General features: G+C 61.1%; 17 protein-coding genes. All 17 read left to right on the forward strand.

The window, feature by feature from the left end; genetic code table 11:
• Positions 1 to 972, forward strand: a complete 972-nt coding sequence (gene dusB, locus Q0D52_RS03955; protein WP_294361056.1) for a tRNA dihydrouridine synthase DusB — start codon at positions 1 to 3, stop codon at positions 970 to 972.
• The gene (gene hemW / locus Q0D52_RS03960) at positions 965 to 2,071 is read left to right on the forward strand and encodes a radical SAM family heme chaperone HemW (RefSeq protein ID WP_294380303.1); all 1,107 of its coding nucleotides are present in this window, start codon (positions 965 to 967) and stop codon (positions 2,069 to 2,071) included. Before dusB ends, hemW begins: the two co-directional genes overlap by 8 nt.
• Positions 2,072 to 2,186: 115 nt before the next feature.
• Positions 2,187 to 3,203, forward strand: a complete 1,017-nt coding sequence (hrcA, locus tag Q0D52_RS03965) for a heat-inducible transcriptional repressor HrcA (protein ID WP_294380304.1) — start codon at positions 2,187 to 2,189, stop codon at positions 3,201 to 3,203.
• A gap of 41 nt (positions 3,204 to 3,244) precedes the next feature.
• Positions 3,245 to 4,375: a molecular chaperone DnaJ gene (gene dnaJ / locus Q0D52_RS03970; protein ID WP_294380306.1), complete on the forward strand. Its 1,131-nt coding sequence runs from the start codon at positions 3,245 to 3,247 to the stop codon at positions 4,373 to 4,375.
• A 238-nt stretch (positions 4,376 to 4,613) separates the two neighbouring features.
• Positions 4,614 to 5,411, forward strand: coding sequence for a 16S rRNA (uracil(1498)-N(3))-methyltransferase (locus tag Q0D52_RS03975; protein ID WP_294380308.1), 798 nt, complete (start codon positions 4,614 to 4,616; stop codon positions 5,409 to 5,411).
• The gene (locus Q0D52_RS03980; RefSeq protein WP_294380310.1) at positions 5,408 to 6,631 is read left to right on the forward strand and encodes a MiaB/RimO family radical SAM methylthiotransferase; all 1,224 of its coding nucleotides are present in this window, start codon (positions 5,408 to 5,410) and stop codon (positions 6,629 to 6,631) included. The genes Q0D52_RS03975 and Q0D52_RS03980 overlap by 4 nt, the downstream gene beginning before the upstream one ends.
• 69 nt (positions 6,632 to 6,700) lie before the next feature.
• A complete protein-coding gene (locus Q0D52_RS03985; RefSeq protein ID WP_294380312.1) occupies positions 6,701 to 7,696 on the forward strand; it encodes a PhoH family protein in 996 nt (331 codons plus the stop codon).
• Positions 7,674 to 8,138 (forward strand): rRNA maturation RNase YbeY, encoded by a 465-nt coding sequence (gene ybeY / locus Q0D52_RS03990; RefSeq protein WP_294361042.1) that lies wholly within the window; start codon positions 7,674 to 7,676, stop codon positions 8,136 to 8,138. The genes Q0D52_RS03985 and ybeY overlap by 23 nt, the downstream gene beginning before the upstream one ends.
• Positions 8,139 to 8,143: 5 nt before the next feature.
• Positions 8,144 to 8,572, forward strand: coding sequence for a diacylglycerol kinase family protein (locus Q0D52_RS03995; RefSeq protein ID WP_294380314.1), 429 nt, complete (start codon positions 8,144 to 8,146; stop codon positions 8,570 to 8,572).
• A 26-nt stretch (positions 8,573 to 8,598) separates the two neighbouring features.
• A complete protein-coding gene (gene era, locus Q0D52_RS04000) occupies positions 8,599 to 9,549 on the forward strand; it encodes a GTPase Era (RefSeq protein WP_294164157.1) in 951 nt (316 codons plus the stop codon).
• A gap of 121 nt (positions 9,550 to 9,670) precedes the next feature.
• A complete protein-coding gene (locus Q0D52_RS04005) occupies positions 9,671 to 11,533 on the forward strand; it encodes a PASTA domain-containing protein (protein WP_294380316.1) in 1,863 nt (620 codons plus the stop codon).
• A gap of 4 nt (positions 11,534 to 11,537) precedes the next feature.
• A complete protein-coding gene (recO, locus tag Q0D52_RS04010; RefSeq protein ID WP_294380318.1) occupies positions 11,538 to 12,314 on the forward strand; it encodes a DNA repair protein RecO in 777 nt (258 codons plus the stop codon).
• Positions 12,315 to 12,388: 74 nt separating this feature from the next.
• Positions 12,389 to 12,637, forward strand: coding sequence for a TIGR03905 family TSCPD domain-containing protein (locus tag Q0D52_RS04015; protein ID WP_294380320.1), 249 nt, complete (start codon positions 12,389 to 12,391; stop codon positions 12,635 to 12,637).
• Between the two features lie 210 nt (positions 12,638 to 12,847).
• Positions 12,848 to 13,135 (forward strand): 30S ribosomal protein S15, encoded by a 288-nt coding sequence (gene rpsO / locus Q0D52_RS04020; RefSeq protein ID WP_042434157.1) that lies wholly within the window; start codon positions 12,848 to 12,850, stop codon positions 13,133 to 13,135.
• Between the two features lie 157 nt (positions 13,136 to 13,292).
• Positions 13,293 to 15,518: a polyribonucleotide nucleotidyltransferase gene (locus tag Q0D52_RS04025; RefSeq protein ID WP_294380322.1), complete on the forward strand. Its 2,226-nt coding sequence runs from the start codon at positions 13,293 to 13,295 to the stop codon at positions 15,516 to 15,518.
• A gap of 68 nt (positions 15,519 to 15,586) precedes the next feature.
• Positions 15,587 to 16,354: a 4-hydroxy-tetrahydrodipicolinate reductase gene (gene dapB / locus Q0D52_RS04030; RefSeq protein WP_294380324.1), complete on the forward strand. Its 768-nt coding sequence runs from the start codon at positions 15,587 to 15,589 to the stop codon at positions 16,352 to 16,354.
• A gap of 190 nt (positions 16,355 to 16,544) precedes the next feature.
• On the forward strand, positions 16,545 to 17,435 hold the full coding sequence (gene dapA / locus Q0D52_RS04035) for a 4-hydroxy-tetrahydrodipicolinate synthase (RefSeq protein ID WP_294380325.1): 891 nt from the start codon (positions 16,545 to 16,547) through the stop codon (positions 17,433 to 17,435).
• Positions 17,436 to 17,466: the final 31 nt, after the last annotated feature.

Below are 17,466 nucleotides of genomic sequence, written 5' to 3' on the forward strand. Positions count from 1 at the left end.
ATGTACGATTTCTTCCGACGCCATCGCCTTCTGCTTGCGCCTATGGCGGGCGTTTCAGACATGGCGTTTCGCACGCTGTGCCGCGAGCAGGGCGCCGATCTGACGTACACCGAAATGGTGTCCGCTAAAGGCCTTTCATATGCCAATGAGAAAACGCGTCATCTGCTCGATTTGGCGCAAGGGGAGGACATGGTGGCTGTGCAGCTGTTCGGCCACGAGCCCGACACCATGGCTTCCCAAGCCGCTTGGATCGAGCAGGTCATGGGCGAGAATCTCGCCTATATCGACATCAACATGGGTTGCCCCGCGCGCAAGATCGTCACGAAAGGCGATGGCAGCGCGCTTATGCGCGATCCGGACCTGGCCGCCTCCATCGTGTCTGCGGTAAGCCGGGCGGTGGAACATCCCGTTACCGTGAAGTTCCGCCGTGGTTGGGCCATGGGCTGCGAAACGGCTCCCGAATTCGCGGTTCGCATGCAGGATGCCGGGGCCGCTGCGGTCGCGGTGCACGGCCGTTATGCCGAGCAGCTGTATCGCGGGTGCGCCGATTGGGGCGTCATCGCGCGCGTCAAGCAGGCGGTGGATGTGCCGGTGGTCGGCAACGGCGACGTCAAATGCGGCGCCGATGCCGTGGCCATCACTCGCGAAACCGGTTGCGACGCCGTCATGATCGCGCGTGCCGCAGAGGGCAATCCCTGGATATTCTCCCAGGCCAGCGCGGCCCTTGCGGGTTCGGCGGAGCCTTGTGCGCCTACCGTCGAGCAGCGCATCGCCATGGCCCGACGCCATGCGCGGCTGCTCGCGCAGCGCGAGGGCCGCAACATCGTTCGCATGCGAAAGCACGCCATGTGGTATATGACGGGCCTTCCCGGCGCCGCTGCGGCGCGCGGGAAGATCAACGCGTGCGTGGGCGTCGACGATTTCGATGCCGTGTTCGACGAGTTGCTCGAGATTGCGGGAAGCCATGCATGATCCTTACCGCGCGCTGTATCTGCACCTGCCGTTTTGCGTGAAACGCTGCAGCTACTGCGATTTCGCCACCGCCGCCGTGCCCGCGGACAGCTCGCAGATCGATGATTACGTGGAGGATCTGTGCCTGCAGATCCGCCGTAAGTCCAAAGAAGGGGAGCTTGGCAGCATCTCGACGGTGTATCTGGGCGGCGGCACCCCTTCCCATGTGGGTATGGCGCGGCTGTCCATGCTGCTGTACACCCTGGGGCTCTCCATGCGCCTGGAACCCGACGTGGAATGCACTATGGAGGCGAATCCCGAAAGCCTTACCTCTTCCATGGTTCGTGACATCTGGGCGCTTGGCGTCAACAGGCTCTCCATCGGCGTGCAAAGCTTCGATGACCATGTGCTTAACATCTTAGGACGCGCCCATGATGCGCAAGGTGCGAAGCAGGCTATCGCATATGCACGGGAGAGGTTCGACAACGTCAGCGTCGACCTTATGTGCGGCATTCCCGGGCAAAGCATCGAATCGTTCGAGGACGGTGTGAAAACGGCCATCGAGTGCGGCGTTTCGCACATCAGCGTATACCCCCTCACCATCGAGCCGCACACGCCCTTCGATGCCATGGTCTTGTCCGGGCAGATCGAAGAGCCCGATGATGACGTCGAGGCCGAGCATATGCAGGTTGCTGCGCGTATCCTCTCGCAGGCCGGCTATGCGCGCTACGAAGTCGCAAGCTATGCGAAACCCGGGTTCGAGTGCCGCCACAACATCGCGTATTGGACCGGCGTTCCCTATCTTGGCCTGGGGCGCAGCGCAGCTAGCATGACGCAGAACGCCGAGCGGCGCATGCGCGTGCAGGACGGACAAGTCACCGACGATCTTGATGCCAGGGAAATGGTTGCCGAGGACATGATGCTGGGAATGCGCATGTCCCGTGGCATTTCCGATGAATTGGTGCAACGCGCCGCGCAGCTGCTCCCGAAAACCTTGGAGACGCTGGCGGAGCTGGCTGAGACGGGGTTGTGCGAGCACGTCGACGGCCTGTGGCGGCCTACCGAGCGCGGGTGGTTGTGCGGTAATCAGCTTTACGGCGCCCTGTTCGATTTAGCATAGGGAGTAGCCGTTTCTTACGATTCGGTGCAATATTTAGCACTCACATCATCTCGCTGCTAATATTAGCTGTTACGAAATGGTTATACCGTAGTGGGTGAAAGGATGGTGGGGAAGCGTGCTTTCGGATAGGCGTCAAAAAGTGCTTGCAGCGCTGATCGAGGAATACGTCGCGCGCGCTCTGCCGGTAGGTTCGCGCACGCTTACCGAACGTTACCAGCTCGGCGTAAGCCCTGCGACCGTGCGCAACGAGCTTTCGGTTCTCGAGGATGGGGGCTATATCGCCCAGCCGCATACCTCTGCGGGCAGGATCCCCACCGACCAAGGCTACCGCGCCTTCGTCGACGACCTGCTCTCTCAGGAAGGCGGCGAACAAGAGGACGAGCGTTGCCAGGAGGCGGCTGACAAGCTCAGGAAAAGCGCTTCGGAGCTTGACGATCTGGTCGAGCAGACCTCCGAAGCCCTAACGCGCCTTACCGACTGCCTGTCCATCGTGCTCGCCCCGTCGGTGCTCGATCTGCATATCAAGCAGCTTTCGCTCATCTCGTTGACGCCCACCAACGCACTCGTCGTGGTGGTCACCGAAGACGGCCAGGTGTTCAATCGCCATATGGATTTCGCCGAAGAGGTTTCCAGCGACGAATTGGCCCGCGTGCAGCATCTGCTCAACGAGGTGTTCGGCGGCAACACGCTGCACGATATAGAGCACGGTTTGGGCCGGGGCATGTCGGAGGCGTTCGCCGATCCGCTCGTGCGCATGACGCTCGACGAGGTGCTCTCGTGCCTGCGGGAAGGCGAAGGCTCGCGCGCGCATAGCCTTGGGTTCAGCGCGTTGCTGTCTCAGCCCGAGTTCAGCCAATCGCAAGCGGTGCTTCCCGTCATGCAGGTGCTCGAGGACGACACGGTGCTGTTGCATATCCTTGACGACACGGCATGCCAGGCAGATGGCCGCCCAACGGTGCGCATCGGATCGGAGAACCAGGCTTCCCAGCTCTCCGGCGTTTCGGTGGTGGCCAGCCGGTACGGTCGCGGGGATTCCGCCGGCGTGGTGGCGGTCATCGGCCCTACGCGCATGGACTATTCGAAGGTATTACGCGCGGTCCGCATCGCGGGCACTGCGCTCGGTGATTTGTAGGAACCCGGCGGGGCGCCCTGCCGGGGTATGGAAAGGTGGATATGGCCGCTATGGCGAAGGACTTGTACGAAGTTCTCGGCGTCTCCCGTGATGCCACGGAGGCGGATATCAAGAAGGCGTTTCGCCGCAAGGCGCGCGAACTGCATCCTGATGTGAACAAGGCCCCCGATGCCGAGGACCAGTTCAAAGAGCTCAACGAAGCATATGATGTGCTCAGCGACGCGAACAAGCGCGCTCAGTACGACCGCTTCGGCACCGTTCCCGGCGCGGCAGGCGGCGGTAACGGCTATGTCGATTTCGACGACTTGTTCGGCGGCGGCTTCGGCGATATCTTCAGCAGCTTCTTCGGCGGTGCTGGAGCGGGCGGTCACCGTCAGCAGCGTACCGATGGCCGCGATATGGGCGTCGGGCTGCGCCTGACCCTTGAGGAAGTGGCCACCGGCGCCAAGAAGGAGATCGTCTACGATCGTTTGGCCCCGTGCGCCGATTGCGATGGTTCGGGCATGGCCGAAGGTGGCAAGCAGGTCACCTGCCCCGAGTGCGGCGGCAAGGGCCGCGTGGTCACCGTTCAGCATACGTTCTTGGGCGATATGCAGACGGCAACCACCTGCAGCAAATGCAACGGCACCGGGCAAACCATCGACAACCCCTGCCCTGAATGCAACGGCCAAGGCCGTGTGCCCGATCGCCAGCGCGTCACGGTCGAGGTTCCCGTCGGCATCCGCGATTCCCAGCAGCTTCGTCTGACCGGCTTCGGCGAAGCCGGCTTGCGCGGCGCGGCTTCCGGCGATCTTATCGTCACCTGCCGCATCCAACCCCATGAGTTCTTCGAACGCGACGGCGACGACCTGCATTGCCGCGCCAACGTGTCCATCGTTCAGGCAACGCTCGGCTCCGAGATCGAGGTCGACGGCATCTTCGAGGACGAGAAGGTCAAGGTCCGCATTCCCGAAGGCCTGCAAAACGACCAGATCGTGCGCGTGAAGGGCTTCGGCATGCCGCGATTCCGCAGCGAGGCGCGCGGCGATATGTACGTTCACGTCACCGTGGTCGTGCCGAAGAAGATCACGAAGAAGCAACGAGAGCTGCTCGAGCAACTGGCCCATGAGATGGGCGAGGACGTTGCCGAGGCTCGCACGCCGCTGCAGAAGCTGCGCGACAAGTTCAACTAGTCCGTTTCCCCGCTTGGTTTGCAAGCGGTTCGGCTCGTGTGCGACGCTTTGCGCAACCGCTGATCGGACGGTTGCGCAAAGCGTTTCCGCTCCCTTGCGATCTCGCTCATGCCGTTATGCTTGATGGGGGGGGTTGGGTGCTGAGCTGTTTCGTTTCACTTCTTCCGTGGTTTCGGTCAAGCAATCCTCATGTGCTCGCATCTGCGCCGAAGCCGTATGCTCAAAGATAAGGATTCCCGTGTCGCTTCCTCAATTTTTCCTTGATGAACAGGTTCTGGCCGACCAGACCCAAGAACAGTTCCCATTGGGTCTTTCGCGTGATGATGCGAAGCATGCCAAGGTGCTGCGTCTTGGCCCTGGAGAGCATATCGCCGTAGTGGATGCGGCTCAGGACTATTTCGAATGCGAGATCAAATCCTTCGAGGGCTCCATGCCCGTCGTTGCCATATCGGGCCACCTTGATGCCAAGCCGCTTGCAGCCCATATCTGCCTGGTGCAGGGCCTTGCCAAGGGCGACAAAATGGAAACGGTCATCCGTCATGCCACTGAGCTGGGCGTATCCGAGTTCATTCCCTTCGCCGCCTCAAGAAGCATCATGAGGGTCGACGAGAAGAAGGCGGCCTCGAAAACCGATCGGTGGCAAGCTATCGCGAAAAGCGCCGCCATGCAATCGGGGCAAACCCACCTTGCCCATGTGCATCAGCCGATGAAGCTTGCGCAGCTTAAACAGGCGCTTGCTGCATTCGACGCCGTCGTGGTGTGTTGGGAGGAAGCGCCCGGCACCGCATTGCTGCGCGACGCCCTTAGTCCGGCGGTTCGCAATGCATCCGCAAATCGTCTTGCGAAGATCGCGGTCGTGGTGGGCCCTGAAGGCGGTCTTACCCAAGAAGAGGTGGAAGCAATCCTTGCATGCAACGCAAACGCGCGCATAGTGTCGCTGGGGTTCTCCATCCTGCGCACCGAAACCGCCGGTATCGTGGCGCCCGCGTTGGTGCTGTACGAAATGGGCGGCTTGGGGGCAGGTGAGCGCGCATGAACTTCGCTATCGTGAACCTCGGATGCAAGGTCAACCGCGTGGAGTCTGACTCGTTCGCTTCCGGCTTGCTTGCGCGCGGCGGTTTGGAAACGGGTCCGGATGTCGCCGATGTGGTGGTCGTCAACACGTGCACCGTCACGGGGGAGGCCGAGAAGAAGACGCGAAAGGCCGTCAGGCAGGTCTTGCGAGCCAATCCCGCATCGGATGTGGTGGTCACGGGTTGCGCTGCAGCTATCGATGCCGATGCGTTCATGTCCATGGACCCCGATCGGGTGCATATCGCAGGCAAGCTGCAGGTAGATGACGTGCTCGATCGGCTGGTCGGGCCTATCGGCCACGGGGCGGTGCCGCTTGCGGTCGGCGATGGCTTTAGAACGCGCGTGGGCGTGAAGGTGCAGGACGGATGCAACAACGCCTGCACGTATTGCATCGTTCACGTTGCGCGCGGCCGTGCGTCAAGCCGCCCTTCCCAGGCTATCGTCTCCGAGTGCGTCGCTCTTGCGCGCGAAGGCGTTCGCGAAATCGTGCTCACCGGCATCAACCTGGGTTCCTGGCGCGAGCAGGGCGAAAACGGCTGCGAACGCCTCGATGCGTTGCTCGAACGCTTGCTCGCCGAAACCGCTGATATCCACGGAATCGGCCAACCTGCTTGTCGATTCCGCATCTCCAGCATCGAACCCCGTGATGTCTCCGATGACCTGATTGGGCTGATGGCGCGATCGCAGGGCCGCATCTGCCGTCATCTGCACCTGCCTTTGCAGTCGGGCAACTCGAAGGTGTTGCGCGAAATGCATCGCCCCTATAGCGCGGAGTATTTCAAGGATCTTGTCGAAAAGCTTTACGCCGCCATGCCCAGGCTCTCGCTTTCCACCGACATCATCTGCGGATTCCCGGGCGAGACCGACCAGGAGTTCGGCGATACCGTGGAGCTTGCGAAACGTTGCAGGTTCACGAAGATCCACGTGTTCCCGTACTCGAAGCGCCAGGGAACGCCGGCTGCCGAGCGAAGCGACCAGGTCGATCCCGAAGTCCGTTCCGCCCGTGCGAAGCATTTGCGCGAGGTCGCCGAAGCGCTTCGCGCCCAGCAGCTCTCGGATCGCGCCGGATCGGTGGAGCTTGCGTTGGTGGAGGAAGCGGGGCAGGCCATGACAGAAAGCTATTTCGAGGTGCCCGCGCCTCAAGGGGCGCGCATCGGGCAACTGGTTGCCGTCACGCTCTAGCTTGTGCGCTACATGTGCGCCCTTCGCGTGCGCGGGGAAACCGCGAACGGGCGTGCTATACTTGCAGGCATGACAGACTCAACGCATATCACGCTCACCGCGCCGCCAACCGTGAACATGGCGCTCGTGGTGGGAGCGGGCGATTGCCTGCTCCACACAATCGAAGAGGCGTTCGATGCGCGTATCACGGTACGCGGCGATTCGGTTGTGCTCGAAGGCGATCCGGTCGAGGTGCAATCCCTCGTGGCGCTGTTCTCCGAGCTTTTCAAATTCGTCGAAGGCGGCGGCGCTCCCGACGAGGGTTTCCTGCAGCGCGCCCTCGATCTGCTCCGCACGGCCGAGTTCACACCCTCCATGCTTCGCGAGGATATCCTGCTCACGTACCGCGGGCGTGCCATCAGGCCGAAAACCTCCGGGCAGAAGCATTACGTGGACGCCATTCGCAAGAACACCATCACCTTCGGCATCGGGCCTGCGGGCACCGGCAAAACCTATCTTGCCATGGCCATGGCCGTTGCCGCGCTCAAGCGCAAGGAGGTCGGGCGCATCATCCTCACGCGTCCCGTGGTCGAGGCGGGGGAGAACCTGGGTTTTCTCCCCGGCACCTTGAACGAGAAGGTCGATCCCTACATCCGCCCGCTCTACGATGCCTTGTTCGACATGACCGACATGGAACGCGCGCAACAGCTCATCGAGAGCAACGTCATCGAGATCGCGCCTATGGCCTTCATGCGCGGACGAACGCTCAACGACAGCTTCGTCATCTTGGACGAAGCGCAAAACACCACGCCCGAGCAGATGAAGATGTTCCTCACGCGTCTTGGATTCGGGTCGAAGATGGTCATCACCGGCGATGTCACCCAGCTCGATCTGCCGCGCGGCGTTTCGGGCTTGAAGGGTATCGAGGATATCCTCGGCGGTATCGAAGGCGTATCGTTTTGCAGGTTCTCGGGTAAGGATGTAGTTCGCCACTCGCTCGTGGCGGCCATCGTTTCGGCGTACGACCGCGCACAGGCCGACGCCATGCAGAAGAAGGGCAGCAATGGACGTTCAAATCAACTATGATTACCGCGGCGATGACCTGAAGGACATGCCGCTTGTCGAACTCGCTCAGTTCGTGCTCGATCATCAGGAAAAGCCTGAGAACACCGAGGTGTCCTTGAGCTTCGTTACCGACGAGGAGATCGCGCGCCTCAACGAGCAGTACCGCGAGATGCAAGGACCCACCGACGTCCTGTCTTTCGAATGCGACGGCGTCGAGGACGAGCTTTCCGATATGGTCCCGGCGGGCTTCGGCGATGTCTACGAGCTCGGAGATGTCGTCATCGCCCCGGATGTGGCCGAGCGTCAAACCCATGAGTTCGGCACCACGCTCGAGCAGGAGATCAGCCTGCTGTTCGTGCACGGATTGCTGCATCTTTGCGGTTACGATCACATCGTCGAAGAGGATGCCAAGGTCATGGAGGCCCTAGAGGATGAGATCTTAGCCGCCTGGAACGCGCGATAACGGCTATGGGACAGGCATCTCCCGACAACAAGTCCTTCGTGCGCTCCGCTGAAACGAAGGGCGAAGGGCAGCGGTATAAGCTCACTTCCGCGTTCGCCAATGCCGGGCGCGGTCTTGTCGAAGCGGTTCGCAGCGAACGTAATCTGCGCATCGACGCATGCATGGCCGTGGTGGCGGTAGCGCTCGGCTTCGCATTGCGCATCGATGCGCCCTCATGGCTTGCCGTCATCATCTGCATCGGCATGATGTTCGCGCTCGAAACGGTGAACACGGCCATCGAAGCCGTGGTCGACCTTGCCAGCCCCGGGTATCACGAACTGGCTCGACGGGCGAAGGATTGCGCGGCGGGCGCTGCGCTTGCAGGCGCCTTTGCCTCCCTTGTGGTCGGCTGCATCGTCTTCATCCCGCCTTTGCTCGCTCTGATCGTTTCGTAAACAACCTTTTTGACCTAGGAGACTTCATGGATCTCGATGCATATTTCGGACATGCCGCGCCCCCTTCCGGCGAGGGCTTCAAATCCGGCTTCGTTACGTTGATCGGCCGACCCAATGCGGGAAAGTCAACCTTGCTCAACACCATCATGGGCAAGAAGATCGCCATCACCTCGAACACCGCCCAGACCACTCGCCATCGCTTCCGTGCGGTATATACCCGCGACGACATGCAGATGATCATCGTGGATACCCCGGGTTTGCACAAACCTCACGATGCGCTCGGCGAGGAGCTCAACACCTCGGCGCTCAAGGCGCTCGAGGACGTCGACGTCATCGCTATGCTCATCGATGCCAGCAAACCCGTCGGTCGCGGTGATGAATGGGTGGCTGCCCAGCTTGACGGCCCGCACTGCAAACACGCCAAAAAGATCTGCGTCTTGTCCAAGGGCGACTTGGTCACCACCGAGCAGATGCACGAGCAGGCCGAAGCTGCCAAGAAGCTGGCGAATTGGGACGCCATGGTGGGGCTTTCCTCCGAGTCCGGGTACAACATCGACGCCTTCATCGAAGAGGTGCAGTGCTTCTTGCCTGAGGGACCGGCGTGGTTTCCCGCGGACATGGAAACCGATCAGCCGATCGAGGTCATCGTGGCCGAGTTCATCCGCGAGAAAATCTTGCGAACGTTTCGCGACGAGGTTCCTCATTCCATCGGCGTCACCATCGAGCACATGGAATACGAGAAGAAGAAGGACCTCAACCGCATCCTGGCCCGCATCTACGTGGAGCGCGATTCCCAGAAGGGCATCATCATCGGCAAGGGCGGCAGCGCCATCAAGCGCATCGGCCAGGAGGCTCGCGAAGACCTTGAGCAGCTTCTCGGCACGCGCGTGTACCTTGACCTTATGGTGAAGGTCAAGAAGAACTGGCGCCGTGACGCCACGCAAATCCGACGGTTCGGGTACGGCGAGGGTTTGTAACAGCTTGTTTTCAGGTTTATAAGATATTTTGCGATTGGGGTGCCAAGCGGCACCTCAATCCTGTTTTTGGGTACAATTTACAGGAAACTATAACGTAAGCACGCGCAAGGGAGTCTCAAGCATGATCTGTCCTTCTTGCCACACGGAAAATCGCGATGGCGCGAAGTTCTGCGACGAGTGCGGGGCCAAACTGCCCCGTACCGCCTTCGAGCAGATCGAAGGCGCGGAACCTGCCCATGCGTTGGAGATAGCCGAATCTGATCAGGCCGCTCAAGAAGAGGCGGCCATCGATGAGCAAGACGATGCCCCCGAAAGCGCTGGCAAAGAAGCCGAAGAGCTTGATGGCGCCGACGAGGCGGACTCCTCCGATGAAGCGTCCGAGGATACCCCCGATGAGGCATCTCAGCTAGATACGGCAACGCAAGAGGATGACGATGCTTGCTGCCCGGATGCCCATGCGCAAGAGGATTCCCAAGCGCAACAAGATGCAACCGAAGATGCTCGGGAAGCTAGCGGGGATATCAAGGATCGTCCTGATGAGCATGATAGCGAGGCCGACGATGTAGCGCATCAGCGTACGCACGTGCTCGATCTTCCCGATATCCGCAACCTTGCCTTCGAGTCCGAGAAAACCCAAACGCTCGGGCCCAAGCCCGCATCGCCTGCGTTCAAATCGGGTTGGGAGCCTGATCTGTCCGGTTTCGACGAGTTCCTCGTCTATCCCGGATATGTGCCGCCGAAGGCCGCATGGCATGCGGGAGACACCATGCAGATGCCGCGCATCACCGATGCCGACCTGTCGCAACAGAAGGATTTCATCGCGCCCGACCCCAATAAGAAGAAGCGCGATCGCAAGAAGAAGAAAGCTGAAAAAGCCAAGGCTGCAGAGGTCCAGCAGCAAAGTTCCGAGCTTAAGGAAGTTGTTGAAAAGCCCGCAGCGTCGCCCAAGGAAGAACAGCCCAAGCACGCCGACAAGGATGTAAAGCTCGTTGCCGGCGAGGCGAAGCAGCAAGACAAGAAGAAGACGGAAGCCAAGGCGAAGCGTCTTCCCGGTTCGAAGATCGCCGCCACCGTGGCGCTGGTGGTGCTTCTCGCCGCGGGAACGGCTGCTGGTGTCACGTATCAAATGGAGCTGTGGGGCGGAAAGGTCGTTCCCGACGTCACGGGCATGACGCAGGCTGATGCCACCTACATGCTGCAGAACAAGGGTTTCACGGTAAGGTCCACCACCGTCCCCTCCGATTCCACGGAAGGCTTGGTCCTGCTCATGGACCCGGGCGCCGGTGCGCGACAGGAGGAAGGCGCCGAGGTCGTCATCCATGTGTCAACCTCGCGAACCGTTCCCAAGGTGGTCGGCACCAGCCAGGATAGCGCTCTGAAGGCGCTTTCGGACAATGGATTCGAAAACGTAGATGTGCAGATGGAGCGTTCCGACGAGGCTGAGGGCACCGTGCTTTCCGTGAGCCCCGAAGAGGGCGAGAAGGCCAAGGCTTCCACTGCCATCACGCTTACGGTGGCCCAGGCCTACACCGTGCCCGATGTTTCCGGTATGACCTATAATGAAGCCGTGCAGGCCATCAAGGACGCCGGGCTTTCCTCTACCGCCGTGTACACCTACAGCGAGACTACAAGCGAAGGGGCCATCATGGGCGTCGAGCCTGCCGTGGGTTCGAAGGTCACCTCCGACACGGTCGTCGTCATCTCGCTTGCGAAATCCCGTGCCAGCGAGCTGACCGCTGCTGCCCGTTCGTATTTGGCATCTACCACGCTTACCGCAACCGATGGATCGGCATTCACCGTGTCCTCTGTTGATAGCGTCTCCTATCAGGGCAACAACACGGTGGCCTTCACCGCGTCGGGCAAGGCGTCCAAGTCTGTCACGGTTCTCGGGCAGACCATCTCGGTTGCAGGGGATTCCAAGCAGGTGTCGGGAACGGTGACCTTCGATTCCTCGAACAACGTCACCTCGGTGTCGTTCAAGTAGCCCAGTGGCGCAAAGCACCTACAATGCGCGCGTCTTGGTCTTGCGCAAGACCAAGCTAGGGGAGTCGGATCTGATCTTGTCCCTGCTTGCGCAAGATGGGTCGCAGATCCGTGCTGTTGCGAAGGGGGCCCGAAAGCCTACCAGCCAGTTCAGTTCCCGTTTGGAGCTCTATGCGCAAGCCGATGTGCTGTTGGCGCAAGGCCGTTCGCTTGATATCGTCAAGGAAGCACGGCTGGTCGTCGGTAATGCCTCGTTGCGGCAAAGCATGGAGCTTGCCGCCTGCGCGGCCCCCATAGCCGAGCTGCTCGACCGTATCACCCAGCCGGGGCTTGAGGTCCCGAAGCTGTTCGCGCTTACGCATACGGCTTTCGATACGCTTGCGGCCTCCGACCCCGAGCACGCTCCCGCCATCTGCGCGGCCTGGCTGCTCAAGGCGTTCGCGTTTTTGGGCATCCGCCCTTCGCTCGATCGATGCTGCGTGTGCGGCGAGCCGCTGGCCTGCGACGTCGGGGGTTTCCCTCATCGGACGGTCGCGTTCTCGTCGAGCGAGGGCGGCGTGGTGTGCGACGCTTGCCGCGTCTCCGATGTGGCGGGTCTTGCCCCGGAAACGCTTTCATGGGCAAGGGCGTTGCTGGGAATGCGCCTTTCGGACATCGCTTCTGCCCAGGTGGACCAGTCGTGCGTCTTCGATGTGCTTCGCCTGTGCCAAACCTGGGCGCAGGTGCACGCCTCCGTTCGGCTCAAATCGCTCAATTTCATGTTCACCTGCGGATTGTTTTAGGTGCTTGCCTCAACGGCAATTTGGCAGAAGGCCGATGTGCCATACTTGCATCATCGAAGAGAGAGGATATCTGCATGTATACCTATCGAACCAAAGGCGTCTGCTCGCGCGAGATCCACGTCGATCTTGACGGCGACACCATCAAGCATGTTGACTTCGTCGGCGGCTGCGACGGCAATCTCAAGGCTATTGGCAAGCTCGTCAACGGCAAAAGCGTCGAGGACGTCGCCGCCGTTCTCGAGGGCAACACCTGCGGTCGCCGCTCCACCAGCTGTGCCGACCAGCTCGTCCAAGCCCTGCGCGAGGCCCGTCAGGCGCAATAGGCGCAGGTAGCGGATATGTGCGCAAGCTGTGCAGGTCGATCCGATAGGCTTGCGCGCAAGCGCTCGGTCATCGTATTCTAGACAAGTTGCCGTATCGGCAGCCACTTTCAGCTTGGTCCCCATTTCGCATGGATCCCAGCGGAAAGCAAGTAGAGCGCAGCAATAGCTGCACGGAAGGCGGGCAAAGCCCGCAGGAAAGGTGGAGTTAGCATGCCTAGCAAACTCAGCATCACGAAAGAGCGCACCGCAGAGCTGGTCGCCGAGTTCGGCGCCAACGAGCATGACACCGGCAACCCGGATGTGCAGGTCGCTATCCTGTCTGAGCGTATCCGCAACCTCACCGAGCACCTGAAGACCCACAAGAAGGATAACCATTCCCGCCGTGGCCTGATGATGCTCATCGGTAAGCGTCGTGGTCTGCTCAAGTACATCAAGGAGCGCGACATCGAGCGTTACCGTGCCCTCATCAAGAAGCTCGGCATCCGCGACAACATCTAGTCAACGAAAGCCCGCGCAGCGCTGCGCGGGCTTTTGCATAGCGGTCGGGCGCGCAAGGGCGTGCCTGCTCGCGGCAAGCGGGAAACGTGAGTACCCCTGGCCGAAGAAGCTTGGCCGCACTACGGCGGTCAAGGAATAGAGAAGGAAAGAACACCACATGGAAAAGATCGTCGAGTCCTTCGAGCTGTACGGCAAGACCTACCGCTTCGAAACGGGCGAGCTGGCCAAGCAGGCTACCGGCGCCGTGCTGGTCACGCAGGGCGAGACCACCGTGCTTGTCACGGCCGTCATCTCCAAAGAGGAGAAGAACTACGACTTCTTCCCGCTGACCGTCGACTTCATGGAGAAGATGTACTCTGTCGGGCGCATCCCCGGCGGCTACCTCAAGCGCGAGGCACGTCCGTCCGAGAAGGGCACGCTGACCGCCCGTATGATCGACCGTCCCATCCGCCCCGGCTTCGTCGACGGCTTCAAGCGCGAGGTTCATGTCGTTGCCACCACGCTCGTGTGCGATGGCAAGAACGCTCCCGACTGCATCTGCGTCGGCGGCGCTTCGGCTGCGCTCATGATCGGCAGCGCCCCGTTCGACGGCCCTGCGGCTTGCGTGCGCATCGCCCACAACCCCGAGACCGACGAGTTCATCGTTAACCCCACCTACGAGGAGCAGGAAACCTCCGATCTGGAGCTCACCATCGCAGGTACCGCCGACTACATCTCCATGGTTGAGGCTGGCGCCAACGAGGTTTCCGAGGATCTTATGCTGCGCGCTATGGACTTCGGCCAGCAGGCCATCGCGAAGTTCTGCGAAGCCCAGCAGCGCTTCCTCGATCGTTGCGACATCACCCCGGTCGAGTGGCCTATCCACGTTGCCGACCCGTCCATCGACGAGCGCATCTCCCCGTTCTTCGACGAGATGTCCCAAGCTCTGAGCGATGCCGATAAGCAGGCTCGCATGGGCAAGGTCGAGGAGCTCAAGGCTCGCATCAAGGAAGAGTCCTTCAACGAGGAAGAGCTTGCCGCTTGGGGCTCCGACATCGCCGCTGCCTTGAAGGCACTTGAGAAGAAGGCCATGCGCTCCATGGTCATCGAAACCGGTGAGCGCGCCGACGGCCGCCGCGCCGACGAGATCCGTCCGCTGCACATCGTGCCCGGTTATCTGCCGCGCGTCCACGGCTCCGGTCTGTTCCAGCGCGGCCAGACCCAGGCGCTTTCCATCGCCACGCTCGGCATGCTCAACGAGTGGCAGCGTCTTGACACCATCGACCCGGCCGAGGGCAAGCGCTATATGCACCAGTACAACTTCCCGCCGTACTGCACCGGCGAGACGGGTCGCATGGGCGCCCCGAAGCGCCGCGAGGTCGGCCATGGTGCGCTGGCTGAGCGCGCTCTTCTGCCGGTGATCCCCTCTGAAGACGAGTTCCCCTACGCCATCCGCGTGGTTTCCGAGATCCTGGAGTCCAACGGCTCCTCGTCCATGGCTTCCACCTGCGGTTCCACGCTGGCGCTGATGGATGCGGGCGTTCCGATCAAGGCCCCGGTCTCCGGTATCGCCATGGGTCTTATCAAGGAAGGCGACGACATCGTCATCCTTTCCGACATCCAGGGCATCGAGGACTTCCTCGGCGATATGGACTTCAAGGTGTGCGGTACCGAGAAGGGCATCACCGCTTTGCAGATGGACAATAAGGCCAAGGGCCTGTCCACCGAGATCCTCGGCCGTGCGCTCAAGCAGGCCCACGAAGGTCGTGCGCACATCCTGAAGGCCATGCTCGCCGAGCTGCCCGAGCCGCGTGCAAGTCTGCGCGACACTGCTCCGCGCATCGAGACCATCCATATCCCGGTTGACAAGATCCGCGACGTCATCGGCTCCGGTGGCAAGGTCGTGCGCGGCATCCAGGACGAAACCGGCGCGCAGATCGACATCCAGGAAGATGGCACCATCCATATCGCCGCCATAGAGGGCCCGGCGGGCGAGGCTGCCAAGGCCATGATCCTCGGCATCGTCAAGGAGCCCGAGGTCGGCGAGATCTTCGAGGGCGAGGTTGTCGGCATCAAGGACTTCGGCGCTTTCGTCAAGCTCACCCCCGGCAAGGACGGCCTGCTTCACATCTCCCGTGTGGCCAACGGCCGCGTCGGCTCGGTCGAGGACGTGCTGAAGCTCGGCGATACCGTCAAGGTGCAGGTGCTTGAGATCGATCCCAAGACGGGCAAGATCTCGCTTGATCGTCTTGACAAGCCCGATGCTCCCGAAGGAAGCGCCCCCGCGCCGCGCGAGCATCGCGGCCATGATCGCCATGAGGGCGGCAAACGCGAAGGCGGCCAGCGGGACGTGCGCCCGGGTCGCGCCAATCGCACCCCTCGTCGCCGTCATGAGTCCCAATAAGCGGTATATCCGATAGCTATCGATGGCGGCCGAATCAGGCCGCCATCTTTCTACGAAGGAGCATCAACATGATCAACGTCGCCGTTTCCGGCTTTGCCGGACGTATGGGTTCAGCCGTCGTCGATGCGGTCACCGCTGCCGACGATATGCAGGTGACCTGCGGAATCGATCCGCATGGCTCCTCGAAGGTCTTCGCGGTGTATGAAACGGTTGAGCAGGCCGTACATGCCGGCGGGTTCGATGTGCTCGTCGATTTCACCCAGCCTTCCGTCGTCGAGGGCAATCTGCGCGTCGCGCTTGCGGCGGGCATCGATTGCGTGGTGGGCACCACGGGCCTTGCAAACGACAAGCTCGAAGAACTGGCCGCGCTTGCCCCCGAAGGAACGTGCTTGTTCTATGCCCCGAACTTCACCACCGGCGCCGTGCTCATGATGCAGTTCGCCAAAGCGGCAGCGCCGTTCTTCCCCGAGGTGGAAGTGCTCGAGTTCCATCATTGCAACAAGAAGGATGCTCCTTCCGGCACCGCCGTCCGCACGGCCGAGATCATCTCCGAGGCGCGTGATGGCCGTCAAAGCGCGGCACCGGGCAAGGAAACCGAGATCGCCGGGTGCGAAGGGGCCCGTGGTGCTTTGGTGTCAGGCGTTCCCGTGCATTCCGTTCGCTCCATGGGCTATGTGGCCAGCCAGGAAGTGGTGTTCGGCTCCATGGGCCAGACCCTTACCATTCGTCACGATTCGTGGGACCGCACTTCGTACATGCCCGGCGTGCTGCTCGGCATTCGAAGCGTCGGCCAGCGTTCCGGCCTCATCGTCGGCCTCGAGAACTTCATGGAATAGGCGGTTGTTTGCCGAATCCGTGCCGCTTATGGCTGCTATTACCACTTAAACGGCAACATTTGTTTCTTGAGCGTGACAATTTAATGACTTCACGGCGCCCTTCGGGGTGCCGTGGCATAATATGGCGAAGTTGCATTTTGCGATTCAGGTGCATGGTGGTAAACCATGCTTGTACAGAAAGGTGCCAACGATGGGAAATCCTCGTTTCGGTCGCATGATTCCGGCCATGGTCACGCCCATGAAGGACAATCTCGATCTCGATCTCGATCGTGCTCAGGAGCTTGCTGACCGTTTGGTAAAGGGCGGCGCCGACTCGCTGATCATCAACGGCACCACCGGTGAATCTCCCACGGTGTTCTATCCGGACAAGATCGAGCTGTTCAAGGCTGTAGTGGCTGCGGTCGATGGCCGTATTCCGGTCATCGCCAACGTCGGCGACAACTGCACGGCGGACACGGTCGGCTTCGCAAGCGATGTCGCCAAGCTCGGCGTCGACGGCTTCATGTGCGTCGTACCGTACTACAACAAGCCTCCGCAAGAGGGCTTGTATCAGCATTTCAGCACTATTGCGCGTTCGGTTGAGCTGCCGATCATCCTGTACAACATCCCGGGACGTTGCGCGGTGAACATGACCGCGGAAACCTCGCTGCGTCTTGCGCATGATCTGGATAACGTGGTTGCGATCAAGGAGGCTTCCGGAGACTTCGATCAGGTGAAGGCCATCGTAGAGGGCGCACCTGAGGGCTTCTGCGTATACTCCGGCGACGATTCGGCAACCTTAGACATTATGAAATTGGGTGGCGTGGGCGTCATCTCCACCATCGGAAACGTTGCTCCTGTTCGAATGAAGGAGATCGTGGAGTTGTGCGCGGCAGGCAAGTGGGAAGAAGCCGCCGCTGCAAACGAGCGCCTCATGCCCCTCATGGAAGGGCTGTTCAAGACAGCGAACCCCATCCTGGTTAAAGAGGCACTGAAATTGGCCGGCTTCCCGGTAGGCGGAGTGCGCCTGCCGCTGGTCGATGCCACTGCCGAGCAGTCCGCCGAGCTTGAGCGCACCATGCGCGAGGTCGGCGTCCTGTAGCCAGGATACGCAGCAGGGCCGCTCCAATCCA

The sequence above is a fragment of the uncultured Senegalimassilia sp. genome, from assembly GCF_934630535.1.
Taxonomy (GTDB): domain Bacteria; phylum Actinomycetota; class Coriobacteriia; order Coriobacteriales; family Eggerthellaceae; genus Senegalimassilia.

Excerpts from the sequence above, each read along its gene's own strand:
- hemW (WP_294380303.1), top strand. The coding sequence starts at position 965 with ATGCATGATCCTTACCGCGCGCTGTATCTGCACCTGCCGTTTTGCGTG.
- ybeY (WP_294361042.1), top strand. The coding sequence starts at position 7,674 with ATGGACGTTCAAATCAACTATGATTACCGCGGCGATGACCTGAAGGAC.
- Q0D52_RS04005 (WP_294380316.1), top strand. The coding sequence starts at position 9,671 with ATGATCTGTCCTTCTTGCCACACGGAAAATCGCGATGGCGCGAAGTTC.
- dapA (WP_294380325.1), top strand. The coding sequence starts at position 16,545 with ATGGGAAATCCTCGTTTCGGTCGCATGATTCCGGCCATGGTCACGCCC.
- era (WP_294164157.1), top strand. The coding sequence starts at position 8,599 with ATGGATCTCGATGCATATTTCGGACATGCCGCGCCCCCTTCCGGCGAG.
- dnaJ (WP_294380306.1), top strand. The coding sequence starts at position 3,245 with ATGGCCGCTATGGCGAAGGACTTGTACGAAGTTCTCGGCGTCTCCCGT.
- rpsO (WP_042434157.1), top strand. The coding sequence starts at position 12,848 with ATGCCTAGCAAACTCAGCATCACGAAAGAGCGCACCGCAGAGCTGGTC.
- dapB (WP_294380324.1), top strand. The coding sequence starts at position 15,587 with ATGATCAACGTCGCCGTTTCCGGCTTTGCCGGACGTATGGGTTCAGCC.
- Q0D52_RS03995 (WP_294380314.1), top strand. The coding sequence starts at position 8,144 with ATGGGACAGGCATCTCCCGACAACAAGTCCTTCGTGCGCTCCGCTGAA.
- Q0D52_RS04025 (WP_294380322.1), top strand. The coding sequence starts at position 13,293 with ATGGAAAAGATCGTCGAGTCCTTCGAGCTGTACGGCAAGACCTACCGC.
- Q0D52_RS03980 (WP_294380310.1), top strand. The coding sequence starts at position 5,408 with ATGAACTTCGCTATCGTGAACCTCGGATGCAAGGTCAACCGCGTGGAG.
- Q0D52_RS04015 (WP_294380320.1), top strand. The coding sequence starts at position 12,389 with ATGTATACCTATCGAACCAAAGGCGTCTGCTCGCGCGAGATCCACGTC.
- dusB (WP_294361056.1), top strand. The coding sequence starts at position 1 with ATGTACGATTTCTTCCGACGCCATCGCCTTCTGCTTGCGCCTATGGCG.
- Q0D52_RS03985 (WP_294380312.1), top strand. The coding sequence starts at position 6,701 with ATGACAGACTCAACGCATATCACGCTCACCGCGCCGCCAACCGTGAAC.